At 31.7% G+C, this 17291-nt stretch carries 19 protein-coding genes; all 19 read left to right on the forward strand.

The genetic code is table 11. The annotated features are described in order from the left end of the window. Positions 1-31 precede the first annotated feature (31 nt). The 19 genes from OCV48_RS07070 (at position 32) to OCV48_RS07160 (ending at position 17287) form a co-directional block, all read left to right on the forward strand. The gene (locus OCV48_RS07070) at positions 32-1513 is read left to right on the forward strand and encodes a peptidoglycan D,D-transpeptidase FtsI family protein (protein WP_147591492.1); all 1482 of its coding nucleotides are present in this window, start codon (positions 32-34) and stop codon (positions 1511-1513) included. An 84-nt stretch (positions 1514-1597) separates the two neighbouring features. Then, positions 1598-2050 (forward strand): NUDIX hydrolase, encoded by a 453-nt coding sequence (locus tag OCV48_RS07075; RefSeq protein ID WP_021981845.1) that lies wholly within the window; start codon positions 1598-1600, stop codon positions 2048-2050. Positions 2051-2114: 64 nt separating this feature from the next. After that, positions 2115-2744 carry an epoxyqueuosine reductase QueH gene (locus tag OCV48_RS07080; protein ID WP_147591493.1) on the forward strand — a complete coding sequence of 210 codons (630 nt, stop codon included), beginning with the start codon at positions 2115-2117 and terminating at the stop codon, positions 2742-2744. A 50-nt stretch (positions 2745-2794) separates the two neighbouring features. Next, positions 2795-2971 (forward strand): hypothetical protein, encoded by a 177-nt coding sequence (locus OCV48_RS07085; protein ID WP_021981843.1) that lies wholly within the window; start codon positions 2795-2797, stop codon positions 2969-2971. A gap of 40 nt (positions 2972-3011) precedes the next feature. Beyond that, positions 3012-5636 (forward strand): alanine--tRNA ligase, encoded by a 2625-nt coding sequence (alaS, locus tag OCV48_RS07090; RefSeq protein ID WP_147591494.1) that lies wholly within the window; start codon positions 3012-3014, stop codon positions 5634-5636. A gap of 141 nt (positions 5637-5777) precedes the next feature. After that, positions 5778-5954 carry a 30S ribosomal protein S21 gene (gene rpsU / locus OCV48_RS07095; protein ID WP_021981841.1) on the forward strand — a complete coding sequence of 59 codons (177 nt, stop codon included), beginning with the start codon at positions 5778-5780 and terminating at the stop codon, positions 5952-5954. Positions 5955-6051: 97 nt separating this feature from the next. Then, entirely contained in the window at positions 6052-6309 is a 258-nt protein-coding gene (locus tag OCV48_RS07100; RefSeq protein WP_262559341.1) for a YabP/YqfC family sporulation protein, read from the forward strand. A gap of 33 nt (positions 6310-6342) precedes the next feature. Next, entirely contained in the window at positions 6343-7551 is a 1209-nt protein-coding gene (locus tag OCV48_RS07105; RefSeq protein ID WP_262559398.1) for a sporulation protein YqfD, read from the forward strand. Positions 7552-7683: 132 nt separating this feature from the next. Then, complete coding sequence (locus OCV48_RS07110; RefSeq protein ID WP_021981838.1) at positions 7684-8685, forward strand: PhoH family protein; 1002 nt, start codon at positions 7684-7686, stop codon at positions 8683-8685. Beyond that, entirely contained in the window at positions 8685-9851 is a 1167-nt protein-coding gene (locus tag OCV48_RS07115; protein WP_147591497.1) for an HDIG domain-containing metalloprotein, read from the forward strand. The genes OCV48_RS07110 and OCV48_RS07115 overlap by 1 nt, the downstream gene beginning before the upstream one ends. A gap of 118 nt (positions 9852-9969) precedes the next feature. Further along, positions 9970-10470: an rRNA maturation RNase YbeY gene (gene ybeY, locus OCV48_RS07120; RefSeq protein ID WP_021981836.1), complete on the forward strand. Its 501-nt coding sequence runs from the start codon at positions 9970-9972 to the stop codon at positions 10468-10470. Next, positions 10467-10628: a hypothetical protein gene (locus tag OCV48_RS07125; RefSeq protein WP_262559344.1), complete on the forward strand. Its 162-nt coding sequence runs from the start codon at positions 10467-10469 to the stop codon at positions 10626-10628. Before ybeY ends, OCV48_RS07125 begins: the two co-directional genes overlap by 4 nt. Continuing rightward, positions 10621-11013 (forward strand): cytidine deaminase, encoded by a 393-nt coding sequence (locus OCV48_RS07130; RefSeq protein WP_021981834.1) that lies wholly within the window; start codon positions 10621-10623, stop codon positions 11011-11013. Before OCV48_RS07125 ends, OCV48_RS07130 begins: the two co-directional genes overlap by 8 nt. 75 nt (positions 11014-11088) lie before the next feature. Beyond that, positions 11089-11718, forward strand: coding sequence for a hypothetical protein (locus tag OCV48_RS07135; RefSeq protein ID WP_147591499.1), 630 nt, complete (start codon positions 11089-11091; stop codon positions 11716-11718). Between the two features lie 196 nt (positions 11719-11914). Beyond that, entirely contained in the window at positions 11915-13192 is a 1278-nt protein-coding gene (locus tag OCV48_RS07140; protein WP_147591500.1) for an aminoacetone oxidase family FAD-binding enzyme, read from the forward strand. Between the two features lie 72 nt (positions 13193-13264). After that, complete coding sequence (locus OCV48_RS07145) at positions 13265-14860, forward strand: NAD(P)/FAD-dependent oxidoreductase (protein WP_021981831.1); 1596 nt, start codon at positions 13265-13267, stop codon at positions 14858-14860. Between the two features lie 58 nt (positions 14861-14918). Continuing rightward, on the forward strand, positions 14919-15770 hold the full coding sequence (gene proB / locus OCV48_RS07150) for a glutamate 5-kinase (protein WP_021981830.1): 852 nt from the start codon (positions 14919-14921) through the stop codon (positions 15768-15770). Between the two features lie 13 nt (positions 15771-15783). Beyond that, a complete protein-coding gene (locus tag OCV48_RS07155; RefSeq protein ID WP_021981829.1) occupies positions 15784-17022 on the forward strand; it encodes a hypothetical protein in 1239 nt (412 codons plus the stop codon). Positions 17023-17086: 64 nt separating this feature from the next. Next, on the forward strand, positions 17087-17287 hold the full coding sequence (locus OCV48_RS07160; protein WP_021981828.1) for a DUF896 domain-containing protein: 201 nt from the start codon (positions 17087-17089) through the stop codon (positions 17285-17287). Positions 17288-17291: the final 4 nt, after the last annotated feature.

Below are 17291 nucleotides of genomic sequence, written 5' to 3' on the forward strand. Positions count from 1 at the left end.
TTAATATTCATATAAGGATTGGTTTCGAATTATGAAGAAAGAAAAACGAAATAATAAAAACGACAAAATAGCAGAAATTAAGGATAATAGAAAGAAGAAAACTAAGAATTCCAACCGACAGATAATGGTTGTAACATATTTATTTCTTCTGTTGTTTGCGGGAATGATAGGATATTTTGTTAAATTTCAGGTTAAAGATAGTGATGAAGTAATTAACAATAACTATAATAACCGCCAGGAAGTGTTAGAAGAATCGGTTATAAGAGGAAGCATTTTAAGTGATGATGGTCAGGTGCTTGCACATACAATTGTAAGTGCTGACGGGACTGAAATAAGAAGTTATCCATATGGAACATTATTTGCTCATTCGGTAGGCTTTTCAACACATGGCAAAACAGGCGTTGAACTCATGGCTAATTATAAATTACTTACATCAAATGAACCGATAAATGAAATCGCTGAAAATGATTTGAAAGGTGATAAACATATTGGTGATAATGTAACTACGTCATTAAATATTAATCTGACTAAAGTTGCATATAATGCTTTAGAGGATAACCAGGGTGCGATTATTGCGATTGAACCATCTACAGGTAAGATAATTACAATGGTTTCAAAACCTGATTTTGATCCGAATACAATTGATTCAATATACGATACTTTAGTGGCAGACAACAGTAATTCCAATCTGCTTAACAGGGCAACTAACGGATTATATACTCCTGGTTCTACATTTAAGTTATTTACACTTATAGAATATATACGTGAGAATCCTGATTATTCAAACTATACATTTAATTGTAAAGGAAGTATTACGCAAGAGGATCATACGATTCACTGTGCAGGTGGAAGATGGCATGGTAACGAGGACCTTAAAGATTCATTTGCTAATTCATGTAACAGTTCATTTGTTAATCTTGGACTTACACTTGACAGGGCAAAATTCAAGAAATTATGTGAAAGCCTTTTCTTTAATAATGATTTACCGCTTAGCATGTCATATAAGAACAGTCAGTTTTCGTTAGACGAGACGTCATCGACATTTGAGACAATGCAGACAGTTATTGGTCAGGGTAAGACTTTGGTAACACCAATTCATCTTGCAATGATTGCATCAGCTATTGCAAATGATGGAGTTTTGATGAAACCATATATGATTACTAGTGTAGAAAATTATCTTGGAACATCAGTTAAAAAATATTCACCTGAAAAGGCGCAGAATTTATTCGAGAAACCAGAAGTTGATGTATTAAAAGAATTTCTTCGTGCTGTAGTAACACAAGGTACTGGTACTAAGTTAAAATCAGATTTATACACAGCATATGGTAAGACAGGTACAGCTCAGATTAATGATGGCAGCCAGTCTAATTCGTTATTTATGGGGTACGCTGAAAATGAAGGTAAGAAACTTGCCATATGTGTTGTCCTTGAGGATATGCCGGAGGGTTCAACACCTGCTGTTCCTGTTGCAAAAGCTGTATTTGATGAGTACTTTTCTAAGGAAGCCAATTAATAATTTATATTGCATAGAATTAATTATTGAGTTATACTAATATCAGTTCTGTTAGGACACACCAATTATACAGGAGGGATTGCAATGATTGAAGCAACGAGCTGTGGCGGTGTGGTTATATTTCGAGGCAAGATATTACTTTTATACAAGAATTATAAGAATAAGTATGAAGGCTGGGTATTGCCAAAAGGAACCGTAGAAGAAGGCGAAGAATATAATGAAACAGCACTTCGGGAGGTTCGCGAAGAAACAGGTGTTAGTGCGTCTATTATTAAATATGTTGGGAAGAGTCAGTACTCTTTCACTACACCACAAGACATTGTTGACAAAAGTGTACACTGGTATTTGATGATGGCAGATAGCTATTACAGCAAACCACAACGTGAGGAATACTTTTTAGATTCAGGATATTATAAATTTTATGAAGCATATCATCTGCTTAAATTTGCCAATGAGAAGCAGATTTTAGAAAAAGCATATAATGAATACCTTGATTTAAAGAAGAGTAACTTATGGGGAAGTAAGAAGTATTTCTAATATATACCAAGTTTTAGGTGAATAATCTCAGGGTTATTCATCTTTATTTATAATGGAGATTAATATGAATAAAATTAACTATCAAAAGATACTGGATAAGACAATTGAAGAAATATCTGCATCAGACAAGGTTCCGACTCTGTTGCTTCATAGTTGTTGTGCACCTTGCAGCAGTTATGTTTTAGAATATCTGTCACAGTTTTTTTCTATTGCTGTTCTGTATTATAATCCTAATATTTTTCCGAAAGAAGAATATGAATACAGAATCAGTGAACAGCAGAAACTTATAGATGAACTGCCAGTAAAGAATAAGATAACTCTTATTAGTACAGAGTATGAGCCAGAGAAGTTCTATAAAGCGGTAAAAGGACATGAAAATGATATGGAGGGCGGAGAACGTTGCTTCATATGTTATGAGTTGAGATTAAGGGAAGCGGCAAGATATGCGATTGATGGCAAGTTTGATTATTTTACTACCACATTATCGATTAGTCCTATGAAGAATGCTGATAAATTAAATGAAATCGGTAAGACAATATCAGAAGAATGTGGTATACCATATCTGTATTCGGATTTTAAGAAAAGAAATGGATATAAGCGTTCAGTTGAGCTTTCTAAGGAGTATGGATTATACCGCCAGAATTATTGTGGATGTGTATATTCTAAAACTATTGAATCTACTCAAAAGATGTGATATTATTATGATAATTTGAACTTTATTTTAAATGAATAGGAGGGAATATTGTGTCTCTTTCAGAAGGAATAATATATTATATATTTTCATTTGTGTTAACACTTGCATTCGTTCTGTGTGGTTGTTTCATTGGAACTACACTCAGAAAAAGAAAGAATCTCAAATTAGCTAATATAGATTCGGACAACACATCTGTTAATGCTGATGAGATGACAGAAGAAAAATAGGAATAAATAGCTTGTGATTAAATCACATTTGGAGGTCGAAATGGAAAAGTACGGAGTAAATCAGTTACGTAAAATGTTTTTGGAGTTTTTTGAGAGCAAAGGTCATTTAAAGATGAACAGCTTCTCATTAGTTCCTCATAATGACAATAGTTTATTATTAATAAATTCAGGCATGGCACCTTTAAAACCATATTTTACAGGACAGGAGATACCACCACGCAGACGTGTTACAACATGTCAGAAATGTATCAGAACAGGCGATATTGAGAATATTGGTAAGACAGCACGTCATGGTACATTCTTTGAGATGCTTGGTAACTTCTCATTTGGAGATTATTTTAAGACAGAAGCAATTCATTGGTCATGGGAATTTCTTACAGAAGTTGTAGGATTAGATAAAGACCGTTTGTATCCATCAATTTATGAAAATGATGATGAGGCATTTGATATCTGGAATAAAGAAATGGGAATCCCAGCTGAGAGAATATTCAGATTTGGTAAAGAGGATAATTTCTGGGAGCATGGTGCAGGCCCTTGTGGACCATGTTCAGAAATCTACTATGACAGAGGAGAAAAATATGGCTGTGGTAAGCCGGGTTGTACAGTAGGTTGTGATTGCGACAGATATATGGAAATATGGAATAACGTATTTACGCAGTTTGATAATGACGGAAATGGTAACTATGAAGAATTAAAACAGAAAAATATTGATACTGGTATGGGATTAGAGCGTCTTGCAAGCGTTGTTCAGGACGTTGATTCAATCTTTGATGTAGACACAATATTTGATTTAAGAAATAAAGTATGTGAAATGGCAAATGTTGAGTATCAGAAAGAATATAAGACAGACGTTTCAATAAGGATTATTACGGATCATATCCGTTCAGCTACATTTATGATTTCAGATGGAATTATGCCATCTAACGAGGGAAGAGGCTATGTTCTCCGTAGACTAATCAGAAGAGCTGCTCGTCATGGAAGATTACTTGGCATTGATGGTAAATTCCTTGCAACATTAAGTGAAACGGTAATTAATGGTTCTAAAGACGGTTATCCTGAACTTGATGAGAAGAAGGATATGATATTCAAGGTATTGACAGAAGAAGAGAACAAGTTTGATAAGACAATAGACCAGGGACTAAATATCTTATCTGATATGCAAAAAGAGATGGAAGCTAATAATTCTAAGGAATTATCTGGTGAAAATGCATTCAAATTATATGATACGTATGGTTTCCCTCTTGATTTAACAAAAGAGATTCTTGAAGAGAAAGGCTTTACAGTTGATGAAGAGAGTTTTGCAGCAGCGATGCAGAAACAAAAAGAGACAGCTAGAAATTCAAGAGCAAAGACTAACTATATGGGTGCAGATGTTACTGTATATGAATCTATTGACCCTGCCATAACATCTGAATTCGTAGGATATGATAACTTGGTTTATGATTCTAAGATTACTGTATTAACTACAGATACAGAATTAACAGAAGCATTAGCTGATGGAGATACAGGTACTATAATTGTAGATAAGACACCTTTCTATGCAACAATGGGTGGTCAGGAAGCCGATAAGGGTATTATCGTAACTGATACAGCAGAATTTGTTGTTAAAGATACAATTAAATTATTAGGTGGAAAAATCGGTCATGTAGGACAGGTTACAAAAGGAATGTTTAAAGTAGGAGATACAGTTACATTAAAGGTTGATGAGGAAAATAGAAATGCTACAGCTAAGAACCATAGTGCAACTCACCTTCTTCAGAAAGCACTTAGAATCGTACTTGGTACACATGTTGAGCAGGCAGGTTCTCTTGTAAATGCTGACCATTTAAGATTCGACTTTACACATTTCCAGGCACTTACAAGTGAAGAGTTAAAACAGATTGAAGAAATTGTAAATGAGAAGATTGCAGAGCAGTTACCGGTAGAGACAAAGATTATGTCTATTGAGGAAGCTAAAAAGACAGGAGCAATGGCTCTTTTTGGTGAAAAATATGGTGATAGTGTACGCGTAGTAAATATGGGTGAATTCTCTAAAGAATTTTGTGGTGGTACACACGTGAAGAATACAGGAAATATCATGCTGTTCAAGATTATATCAGAAAGTGGTGTAGCAGCAGGTGTAAGAAGAATAGATGCTCTTACAGGACAGGCAGTGTTAGATTACTATGCTAATATTGAAAATATGCTTTATGAAGCGGCTAGGACAGCTAAATCCGAACCAGCTAAATTAAATGCTAAAATCGAATCATTATTAGAAGAAATCAAGGTACTTCATAGTGAAAATGAGAGCCTTAAAAGTAAATTAGCTAATAATTCTCTTGGAGATGTTATGAGCAATGTTAAAGAGATAAAAGGCTTTAATGTTTTAGCAACTAAAGTTGACGGAGTAGATATGAATGGTCTCCGTAACCTTGGTGATAATTTGAAAGAGAAACTTACTAACGGAGTTATAGTTCTTGCTTCTTCACAGGAAGATAAAGTCAACTTAATAGTAATGGCAACAGATGATGCTGTTAAGAATGGCGCTCATGCAGGCAACATAATTAAGTCAATTGCACCATTAGTTGGTGGTGGCGGTGGAGGACGTCCTAATATGGCACAGGCAGGTGGAAAGAATCCGGCCGGCATAGATGCATCTCTTGCTAAAGTTGAGGAATGTTTATAAGAAATATAGTTTATAAGAACTATTTAAAAAGTCATTGACGTATGGAAAATTTATGCTATAATATGACTAGTGCAATAAAAAATACCCAAACAGTTGTATTATGCACAATTACACAACTGGAGGGAGGTTAGGTGTGAGACTATGTCAAATGTAATCGTTAAAGAAAACGAATCTTTAGATAGTGCTTTACGCAGATTCAAAAGAAACTGTGCAAAGGCTGGTATCCAGCAGGAAATCCGTAAGAGAGAACATTACGAAAAGCCAAGCGTAAAGCGTAAGAAGAAATCTGAAGCAGCTAGAAAACGTAAATATAATTAATCATTTAATATACCTATAGGTTTATCTTATAGGTATATTTTTTTTACTATAATCATATAGATAAATAATTAGGTGTAGTTACGTGCTGGTGTTTAATATGATTAGAGAAAATATATCTGATAATTTGAAACTGCCTAAAGAAGTATTGTTGGGTGCATCGGTATTACACGTAACAGGGCAGTATGAAATATATATTGAAAATTATAAAAATATAATTGAGTATACTGATACATTAATAAAATTACAGGGTAAAACCTGTAAAATGTATATAACAGGTAAAAATCTCCATATTGAATATTTTAATAATGAAGATATGAAGATAAAAGGCAGATTTAAAAATATTGAATTCGTATAAGGAAGTGATTATATTCATTGGCTGTATAATTCCATAAAGGGATATCTGATAATGAAATTCACAGGATTAGATAAGATAAGATTTATAAATCTATGTAAGAATAACAAGCTTAATATATGGAAAATAACAAGCGAAAACGATTATGTCATAATGTGCTGTGATGTGGCGTCTTTCTATAAGATGAAGAAGCTTCGAAGAAAATGTAATGGTTCAATTAAATTATTGCAAAGAAGAGGTCTGTTATTTCAGACAATAAAATATAAAAAACATATTTTCTTTGTAGTTGGAATAATATTATTCTTTGTAATTGCAAAAATAATTACGTTGTATGTATGGAATATTTCGTTTGAGGGAAATTATTCACATACTGATATTGAACTTATGAACTTTTTAAATAAGAATAAAATAGATAATGGTATCAGGAAGTCAAAAATTGATTGTGAAGAAATCGAATATTTATTAAGAACTAATTATGATGATATAACATGGGTATCTGCAGAAGTAAGGGGAACACGTATATTTATACATATTAAAGAAAACTTTGACACATACATTGCCAAAGTTGAAGACAAACCATATAATATTATCAGTAATGTTGACGGAATGATAGACAGTATAGTTACGAGGAGCGGCACGCCAAAGATTAAAGTAGGCGATGAGGTGAAAAAAGGGCAGCTTTTAGTAAGTGGAATAATTGAAATATATGGAGATAGTGAGGAGCTTATTAACTACAGACTTGTCAATTCTGACTCTGATATATATGCAAGAACGTATATTGAATATAATGATGAATTTGAGTTGAAACATATTGAAAAGGAATACACGGACAGAAAAAACAACATTCTACAGGTAGATATATTAGATAAAGCCTTTTATTTAAGCTTGTTTCAGAAAAAATTCAAGAATTACGATATAGTCAAGGATTATAAGCAGTTATCAATAACAGATAATTTTTATCTTCCAATGGGATATTCGAATATTAGTATAAAAGAATATAAAAATATTTATAGAATATATACGGAAGATGAGGCTAGAGCAATAGAAGAATCAAAAATTGAATTTTTTATGCAGAAATTGAACGAAAAAGGTATTCAAATTATAGAAAATAATGTTACAATAGTCGTTGAAAATGAAAAGTGTATTGCAACAGGAAATTTTCTGGTTGTAGAAAAGATTGGTGAAGTTCAGTATGTAGATGATACAATGTTGCCCAAGATAAGTAGTTCTGAAAGTGAGACATAAAATTATAACAAGAATAAGCTGTATATGAAATTATAATAGACATTGTAAATTACTTATAAAGTGAACTGTAAAAGAAATTAAAGTTATAAAAATGAACTATAAATTTATAAGAAATGAGGTCAGATACCAGGCATGAGCGTAATTGAGAATATAATAGATATACCTATGCAGTATAGTCAGGAGATATTTGGACAGTTTGATATAAATATTAAGAAAATAGAGAAAACTCTTCATGTGACAATTATATCAAGAGGATCCGAGTTAAAGATAATAGGAGGAGAGAGCAGTGTTGCGAGAGCAAAGAGCATTATAGAGACTCTTTGTACCTCAGCTAAGAATGGTAACCAGATTAATGAACAGGTTGTTAATTATGCTATTTCCTTAGCATACCAGGATAAGGCAGAGACATTAACTGAATTAGATGAAGATATAATATGCCGTACACTTACAGGTAAGCCTATAAAACCTAAGACTCATGGTCAGAAGCAGTATATTGATATGATTAAGAATAAAATGATTACATTTGGAATAGGACCTGCTGGAACAGGTAAGACATATCTTGCAATGGCGATGGCAATTACGGCATTTAAGAATAATGAGGTTGGAAGAATTATTTTGACGAGACCTGCTATTGAAGCCGGCGAGAATCTGGGCTTTCTACCGGGAGATTTACAAAGTAAGGTTGATCCTTATCTAAGACCTTTATATGATGCACTCTATCAGATTATGGGAGCTGAGTCGTATCTTCATAATAGTGAAAAAGGTTTAATTGAGGTAGCACCTTTGGCTTATATGCGTGGACGAACTTTAGATAATGCATTCATAATTCTTGATGAGGCACAGAATACAACACCTGCACAGATGAAGATGTTTCTTACGAGAATCGGTTTTGGTTCAAAGGTGGTTATAACAGGAGACTTAACCCAGAAAGACTTAAAGCCGGGCATACAAAGCGGTTTGGATACAGCAATCAGAGTATTGTCAAAGGTTGACGATATCGCATTTATCAGACTTACTAACGAAGATGTAGTAAGACATCCATTAGTACAGAAGATTGTTAAAGCCTATGAAGAATATGAGAATGCAAAGATGAAAAAGATAAATTCAGCAGCTAGAAGTAAAGGGAAAAATTGATGAAATTCTTTAAAAAAAATAAAAATGAATTATTAAAATTACTGATATTTATAATTATGGCAATATCAGTATTCTATATTACAAAAATACGCCTTAAGAGAGAAGTGTTATGGCCTTATGAGAAGAATACAAGACTTATAATTATTACATTTACTTTTGTTTTCTTAGAATATAGCATTTATTATGTAATGAAGAAAAGTGATAAATTTATAGCTCTGTTATATAGACTTTTACCAGCAGTATTATTAGTAAGTGTGTTTCTGTTTATTCCTGAGAAAATATTCAAAGTGACACCATTTTTATTACCATTGGTGCTTATATATTTCTCATATGGAATTATTAATACCATTATATTTCAGACATTTATAATGATTTTATATTATTTTACGGGACAGATGACTGTAGAAGTGCTTATTATGTATATGTTAAGCTTTGTTGTGGTATTCTTCTTTGCAAAATATACTGTTTCACATAGCTTTGCTATTCTGTCATTTATATTGTCTGTGACAACATATTTTATAGTAAATCTTAATTATCAATATATGACATATGAGAAAATTAAGGTTTCATCGGCATTGATTGGTCTGATTCCATTTATTATATCAGTTATTCCATTGTATTTCAGATATATTCTAATTGGAATTAATAACAGATATCTAAAAAATAGCCTGAAAAATATATGCGATGATGAAAATGAATTATTATTAATGCTTATGAAAAAAAATGAAAATGTATATTTACATTCGTTACAGGTGGCTGATACATCAGTAAGAGTAGCTAAAATGGTTGGTGCAGATATGAACCTTGTAAAAGCAGGTGGAAGATTTCATGAGATTGGTAAGTTGAAAAGCAACAATTACGTTTCTGCCGGAATAGATATTATGAAGTCTAATAAGTTTCCAAAAGAAGTAATAAATATTGTAAAAGAGCATAATAGTAAGTCAAACATACCAAGGACTTTAGAGTCTGCAATTGTTATGCTAAGTGATTCAATTGAAAACACACTTGAGACGATTATTGTAACTAAGGGAAATAATTTTAATAGAAGAAAGATTGTAGAAAATATTATAGATATCAGATTTGATACAGGTATGTTAGATATTGCCATAAAGGATATTGATTTATATAAGAAGCTTCGTAAGGCATATTTAACAATATACTCATAGGTGTTAATGAATTAAAGAATGGAGTTATATACTTTATAAATTAATGGATATTATGAACTGAAATATTTTCTTAAATATCAGATACTTATAAATACAGCTTAGAAAAGAGGATTTAGATATGAATATATGTATAGAAAAAGAGACAGATTTAGATTTAGGTTTTGACTGCGATGAGCTTATTAATAAAGTAATTACTTATGCTGCTGATTATGTGGGCTGTCCATATGAATTCGAAGTAAATGTTGTATTAACAGATAATGATACAATACATAAAGTTAATAAAGAGACAAGGAATATTGACAGAGCCACTGATGTATTATCATTTCCAATGGCAGAATATGATGAGCCTGGAGATTTCTCAAGGTTAGAAGATGAAGATATGTTTGATGTCTTTAATCCTGAGACCGGAGAATTATTATTAGGTGATATTATGGTATCACTTGAAAAGGTAGTGTCACAGGCAGAAGAATATGGACACTCAACAACCAGAGAGCTTGGATTCCTGATTGCACACAGTATGCTTCATCTATTTGGGTATGACCACATGGAGGAAGATGAGCGTGTAATAATGGAAGCAAAACAGAATGAAATAATGAATGGATTAGAGATATATAGATGAAAATATATGTGGATGGAGATAATGCGAAGGAATTATGTCAATGCACTGGTTCGTTCGCACAGCTATTTGCTCTGGAGCGAAAGCAAATAGCCTTAAAGGCAGATGAGAAATTACCTCTTTGCGATAAGTTGCTCAGAAATGGAGAAGATTATGGATAATGAAACTCTTATATCTTATGCAAAAAAGGCTATGGGGAATGCATATGCACCATATTCACAATTCAGTGTTGGCGCGGCTGTTTTAACAACTGACGGAGAAGTATTTACAGGTTGTAATGTCGAAAATGCATCGTTTGGAGCAACCATATGTGCTGAAAGATGTGCAGTATTAAAAGCTATATCAGAAGGTTATACATCTTTTAATAAGATTGCAATTGTATCCTCATCGGACAACCTTACATATCCATGTGGAATATGCAGACAGTTTCTTTCTGAATTTATGGAAGATGGATATGTGGTGTTACAGGATTCTGATGGCAATATCAGAGAATATCCATTTGATGAGTTGATTCCATATGCATTTAATCTGACTAAAGATTTATAAAATTTATAAAACTGAATAATATTATAAAATATGTTAACAATATATGTAAATAAATCAATTGAAATGGGGAGTAGTATGTTTTCATTGAAGAAAATATCATATATTGTATATTTTATTGCAATTGTATCAATTTTCGTGTTGTTATATTATGGAGGATATTATTATGCCATAAATAATATGAAATCAGATAATCTTATTACGAAAGATGAGGCACAGATAAGTAATCCGGGAGTCAAAACGGATGATTATACTGAGGTTAATAATAGCGAAAGTAATGTAATTCTAAGCAGTGCCAGATATATTATTGAAGAATATAACTCAGATACGGATGAATTAACTAAAAAGGAAGAGAAGATACCTGTTGATTATATCGGACTTACCAGAGAACAGGTTATTGATTATCTTACAACCTATGTTGCAAAGAATAAAGATGAAACACTTCAGAATGTACAGTTAGTGGCGTTTTCACCGGAGTCGCTTATTATTAGAAAGACGGTATGCAATCTAACTAACATTTACAATTATTTTGTTATTAGTGAAAATAATATAATTATGATTTATAATGCGAATCATGACAAATTATTTATTGATACGGGAATTGATGTAAGTAATATTGAAGAACAATATAAAGAAGAATTAAAAGATGGTTTCTATATAGAGACAATCCATGATTTATATAATTACTTAGAAAGCATAACCAGTTAAGATTCTATTTAAGTTATAAATAGATTGCAGGTTAGATTATGTTAAACTATAATAAAGTTATAGTTTAAGATTATAGATTAATATTATAGTTTAAGATTTAAGTAAAAGATTATAGTAAAAGGTTATAGTAAAAGGTTATAGTATAAAGTTATAGATTATAAATAGATAGAATAAAATTTTAGAAAAGAGACTGATAATGAATAATATTATAATAATAGGTGGCGGTGCATCAGGATTATTTGCTGCGATTAATGCTGCAAATGAAGACAATTCAGTAACCATCATTGAAGCAAATGATAAAATGGGTAAAAAGATTCTGTCTACTGGAAATGGCAGATGTAACTTCAGTAATTTAGATAGCCTTACAGGTAAATATAATTGTGATGATAATGAATTTATAGAAAAGATATTTAATGCATTTTCTAATAAGGATATAGTAAATACTTTTGAAAAAATGGGGCTATTTGCAACTAATAATAATGGATATCTGTATCCGGCATCAATGCAGGCAGCTTCAGTTTCTGATATGTTAATTAGCAGATGCAGGTTAGCTGGTGTAAAATTTATAAATAATACAATTGTTACTGATATACATATTGCAGAAGATGGAGGATTTGTAATTGAAACTGAAACTGATAATATAAATAATAATTATCATTGTGATAAAGTGATTCTGGCAATGGGAACTAAGGCAGGAATCAAAGATGATTTCTGCGAGAATATGACAGAATTTCTAATAGAACATAATCATACAATTGAGAAGTACAAGCCTGCATTATGCGGCATGGAAGTTAAGAAAGATAAACCGCCCTTTAAACAATTCTTTAAAAATACTGCGGGGGTAAGATGGAAAATAAATGCGTTTCTTTACATAGATAATGATAGAATTACAACCGAGTCAGGTGAATTGCAGTTTACTAATTATGGATTATCAGGAATAGTAATATTTCAGCTAGCGGCTATGGTATCAAGAGCTTTAGAGAATAACAGAAAAGCGACAGTTTTAATTGATTTTCTGCCAGAATATGATATCAATGAATTAGTAAATGCAGTGTGTATGCAGTATGCTTATGAAAAGAAGTCAGTATATGATATTTTAATGGGAATAATTAATTCCAAACTTGCGATGGAATTAATTAATATATATTCTTATTATGTTGATAATGAGGTTAAACCATTTAACAAGAATCTGCCTAAAGATAAATTAACAGATATGTTTAAGTTTTTCAAGAAGGTAGAATTTAACATAGATAGAACCAATGATTTTATGAAGGCACAAGTATGTTGTGGTGGAATAGATGTAGATGGTATTAATCCCTATACAATGGAATCTAAATATATTAAAAACCTGTATTTTACTGGAGAGCTAATAAATGTAGACGGAAAATGCGGCGGCTATAATCTTCAATGGGCATGGTCTACAGGATATGTTGCAGGGAAAAGTTGTAAATTAGTTTCGCAGAGCCAGATCTGACATTTGGCTTGCAATTTTGCAGGCACATTGTGCTTGTAAAATGGAGATTAGTATGAAAGGACTATCAGAAAAATGATTAGAATTTCACAAATTAAATTACCGATAAATCACACAGAAGAAGATTTATCTAAACAGATAAGTAAGCTTCTTAAGGTTAATAAAGATAATTTTAAATATAGGATATCAAAGAAATCAATTGATGCCAGAAAAGAAGATATAAAATATATCTATACTGTAGATGTAGAAATTAATAATGAAAAGAAAATAATTTCTAAAATTAACAATAAAAATATTATGTCAACCGATAATAAAAAATATGAATTTATTACGCCGGGAGAAAAGAAATTAAATCACAGACCTGTAATTGTAGGTTCAGGACCAGCAGGATTATTTTGTGCATATATGTTAGCAATAAATGGATATGAACCGCTTGTAATTGAACGTGGTGAAAAAGTAGATGAAAGACAGAAAACGGTAGAAAAGTTCTTTGAAACAGGTATTCTTAATCCGGAGTCTAATATACAGTTCGGTGAGGGGGGAGCAGGCACATTTTCTGATGGTAAACTAAATACAATGGTTAAAGATAAATTTCATAGAAATGATTTCGTATTAGATACATTTGTAAAATTTGGTGCAGATGAGAAAATAACTTATATTAATAAACCTCATATCGGAACTGATGTATTATCAAAGGTCATTAAAAATATCCGATTAGAGACTATTCGGCTTGGTGGAAGTTTTATGTTTGGTACTAGATTTACCAAATGTAATTATGATAATAATGTATTAAAATCAATTGATATAGAAACGAAAAATTATAAAGAGACAATTCCTTGTGAGGTTTTAGTGCTAGCGACAGGACACAGTTCAAGAGATACATTTAAAATGCTATATGATTCTAAATTAATTATGGAACCTAAAGCATTTGCAATCGGTGTAAGAATCGAACATAAACAGAAGCAGATTAATGATTCACAATATGGTATATTTAGTGACAAGTTGCCTGCTGCGGACTACAAACTTGCAACTAATCTTTCAACTGGAAGAGGTGTATATTCATTCTGCATGTGTCCGGGTGGATATGTGGTTAATTCCTCATCGGAATTAGAGTCAACAGCAGTTAATGGAATGAGTTATAGCAAGAGAGATGGCGAAAATGCGAACAGTGCAATGATTGTTACGATTACACCGGATGATTTTAAGGACAAGACACCTCTTGGTGGAATAGAATACCAGAGGGTTTTAGAAAAAGCAGCATATATAGAGGGTAAAGGTAGGATTCCTGTTCAGCTATTCGGAGATTTTAAGAAGAATATAAAGACTACAGAACTTGGAGATGTTAATCCCCAGATGAAAGGAAAATACGAATTTTCAAATTTGAGAAATATTTTTCCTGAATATATATCGGAGTCTTTAATACAGGGAATTGATTCTTTTGCATCTAAGATAAAGAACTATAACAGATATGATGCAGTTATGTCAGGAGTAGAGAGCAGAACCTCGTCACCACTTAGAATATTAAGAGATGAAACATTTGAAAGTAATATTAAAGGAATATATCCTTGCGGAGAGGGTGCAGGATATGCAGGCGGTATTACATCAGCAGCAATGGATGGTATAAAAGTCTATGAAGCAATTTCTAAAAAATATGCTCCATTGACAGATTAGTAACTTTTGTATAAAATACAAGAATGTATTTTACTTCACTTCGGAGGATTAAACGGAAATGGAAATATCAGATAATTATAGAAATAAATTAAAAGACAAAAAAAGAATTGTAGTAAAAATCGGTTCGTCATCGCTTACACATCCTGAGACGAATGGAATTGATTTATATAAACTTGAGAAATTAGTTCGGATTCTTACAGATATAAAAAATCAGGGCAAAGATGTTATATTAGTATCATCAGGCGCGATAGCTGTAGGTAAGCAATCTACGGGACTATCAGGTAAGAGCTTAACACTTTCAGAGAAACAGGCATGTGCAGCAATTGGACAGGCACAGCTTATGATGATGTATCAGAAGTTATTTTCTGAATATAACCAGAAAACTGCACAGATTCTTATGACAAAATATACAATGCTTGATGATTTAAGCAGATATAATGCAAGAAATACTTTTGAAGAATTATTAAAATTAGGTGTTATTCCTGTTGTAAATGAAAATGATACAGTTTCAACATATGAAATCGTATTTGGTGATAATGACAGATTATCTGCTTTAGTTACAGCACTTACAAATGCTGATATGCTTATATTATTATCTGATATAGATGGAATGTTTACGGATGATCCAAACATGAATAAAGATGCAAAATTCATTCCAATCGTTACTAATTTAGACAGTAAAATGTTCTCAATGGGTAAAGAATCATCTGGAAGTGATGTAGGAACGGGCGGAATGAGTGCTAAATTGGCTGCAGCACAGATAGCAACAGAGTCAGGTGCTGATATGATTATAGCTAATGGCGAAAATGTTTCGGTTGTTGAACAGATTTTAGCTGGGAATAATGTTGGAACTTTATTCACTTCTAATCAGAAAGAAGATTTTAAAATAATAGACTATTTGTCTGAATAAAAGGATTTTATTAATGAAAATAAAAATATTACAGAATTCAGAATGGCACTTTGGTAAATATCTTAGTGATAATTACGTGCTTGAAACAACTGAATATGATGGTGAATTTGAATCTGTTAAGGGAATTAGATATAGCTTACTTAACTTAGAGACAAATGAGCGAATTGAGGTTCTTCCTAATATTAATAAATATAACATTGGAGAAATTATCGATGTCTCGACAGAACCTAAATACTTATATTTTGCAAATGTAGAAAAAGATGATACAGAGGCTTCAAAAGACATTTATGCAGATTATACGGAAGTTGATAGATATAAAGAAGTCGGGAAAATATTACTTCTAAGATATAATATATCAAGTGGTGCAACTGAAGCTTTATATAATTTCTCAGAGAATCTTTATGGCCTTAATGAGATAAAGAAGCTTAAAATATTTATTATAAATGATTATTACATTATTATACAGAACGAGTATCTTGTATTAAATAAATCAAAAACTTATTCAGGATTCTTTAGATTTAACCAGAGACTATATAATATCAAAGATGAAACAGAGTATATGATTGCTGATGAGAATTTCAACTTGAATGGTATTATGAATATTCTTGCAATATCAGATAACCAGTGTGTCATCAAGACAGGATATTCGCTATTAGAGGATAACAGATATAACCTGCTAGATGAAGATGAGTGTAGTTTAGAGGCTGTAAGTTTTGTAAATATCGGACAGATGGTTTCAGACCTCGCAATTGGTAAGAAAAGTATTTCGCTTGAGACTATCGAACAGACTTATCATAACAAGACAATTCCATATATTAAGAAAATGGGAGATTACGTTATATATTCCTGTGTAAATAATGAGACTAAGGAAGAAGAGGTTAAATTTTATAATTTAACTTCGTCTGAGATAAAGACCTGTATTAATCAGGATGTTATACGTATTTCCAATCTTGCAAAAGCATATGTTCTCAATAATGAACCATATATTTGTATAATAAAAGATAATGAACTTTCATTCTTAAATCTTAATACAAATAAGATTGAACCTAAATACAATAATGGTTCGAGATTATGTGAGATATATAATAATCTGCTTGTATTTACCGGAGTTAATAAGACGATATTTGGTAAAAAGAAAACATTTTTTGATATCATAAGCTTTCCGGGAGGAGAATTATTATTGCACGAACAAAGTGAATATGTAGACAGCCTGATAACTAATACAGATACATTATATATAATTGTTAAGTGATATTGAAATTAGAAAATTATAAGTCTGTAAGAGTAGTAATGTATAGAATGGAGAAGATTTATTAATGGAACAGAGTAAATTAGACAGAATAAATGAATTAGCACGTCTTTCTAAGACAAGAGAACTTACAAATGCTGAAAAATCAGAACAAAAGAAGTTACGTGATGAGTACATCAGACTTGTTCATAATAATTTAAGAGGACAGTTACAAAATATCCGTATCGTAGAGAAAGATGGTTCGATAACATCTTTAAAGAAGAAATAGACAA

This window comes from Bovifimicola ammoniilytica, assembly GCF_025567085.1.
In the GTDB taxonomy this organism is placed as follows: domain Bacteria; phylum Bacillota; class Clostridia; order Lachnospirales; family Lachnospiraceae; genus Bovifimicola; species Bovifimicola ammoniilytica.

Bases quoted from the DNA above. Each gene is read 5' to 3' on its own strand.
- OCV48_RS07070 (WP_147591492.1), top strand. From the start codon at position 32: ATGAAGAAAGAAAAACGAAATAATAAAAACGACAAAATAGCAGAAATT.
- OCV48_RS07075 (WP_021981845.1), top strand. From the start codon at position 1,598: ATGATTGAAGCAACGAGCTGTGGCGGTGTGGTTATATTTCGAGGCAAG.
- OCV48_RS07080 (WP_147591493.1), top strand. From the start codon at position 2,115: ATGAATAAAATTAACTATCAAAAGATACTGGATAAGACAATTGAAGAA.
- alaS (WP_147591494.1), top strand. From the start codon at position 3,012: ATGGAAAAGTACGGAGTAAATCAGTTACGTAAAATGTTTTTGGAGTTT.
- rpsU (WP_021981841.1), top strand. From the start codon at position 5,778: ATGTCAAATGTAATCGTTAAAGAAAACGAATCTTTAGATAGTGCTTTA.
- OCV48_RS07100 (WP_262559341.1), top strand. From the start codon at position 6,052: ATGATTAGAGAAAATATATCTGATAATTTGAAACTGCCTAAAGAAGTA.
- OCV48_RS07110 (WP_021981838.1), top strand. From the start codon at position 7,684: ATGAGCGTAATTGAGAATATAATAGATATACCTATGCAGTATAGTCAG.
- OCV48_RS07115 (WP_147591497.1), top strand. From the start codon at position 8,685: ATGAAATTCTTTAAAAAAAATAAAAATGAATTATTAAAATTACTGATA.
- ybeY (WP_021981836.1), top strand. From the start codon at position 9,970: ATGAATATATGTATAGAAAAAGAGACAGATTTAGATTTAGGTTTTGAC.
- OCV48_RS07125 (WP_262559344.1), top strand. From the start codon at position 10,467: ATGAAAATATATGTGGATGGAGATAATGCGAAGGAATTATGTCAATGC.
- OCV48_RS07130 (WP_021981834.1), top strand. From the start codon at position 10,621: ATGGATAATGAAACTCTTATATCTTATGCAAAAAAGGCTATGGGGAAT.
- OCV48_RS07135 (WP_147591499.1), top strand. From the start codon at position 11,089: ATGTTTTCATTGAAGAAAATATCATATATTGTATATTTTATTGCAATT.
- OCV48_RS07140 (WP_147591500.1), top strand. From the start codon at position 11,915: ATGAATAATATTATAATAATAGGTGGCGGTGCATCAGGATTATTTGCT.
- OCV48_RS07145 (WP_021981831.1), top strand. From the start codon at position 13,265: ATGATTAGAATTTCACAAATTAAATTACCGATAAATCACACAGAAGAA.
- proB (WP_021981830.1), top strand. From the start codon at position 14,919: ATGGAAATATCAGATAATTATAGAAATAAATTAAAAGACAAAAAAAGA.
- OCV48_RS07155 (WP_021981829.1), top strand. From the start codon at position 15,784: ATGAAAATAAAAATATTACAGAATTCAGAATGGCACTTTGGTAAATAT.
- OCV48_RS07160 (WP_021981828.1), top strand. From the start codon at position 17,087: ATGGAACAGAGTAAATTAGACAGAATAAATGAATTAGCACGTCTTTCT.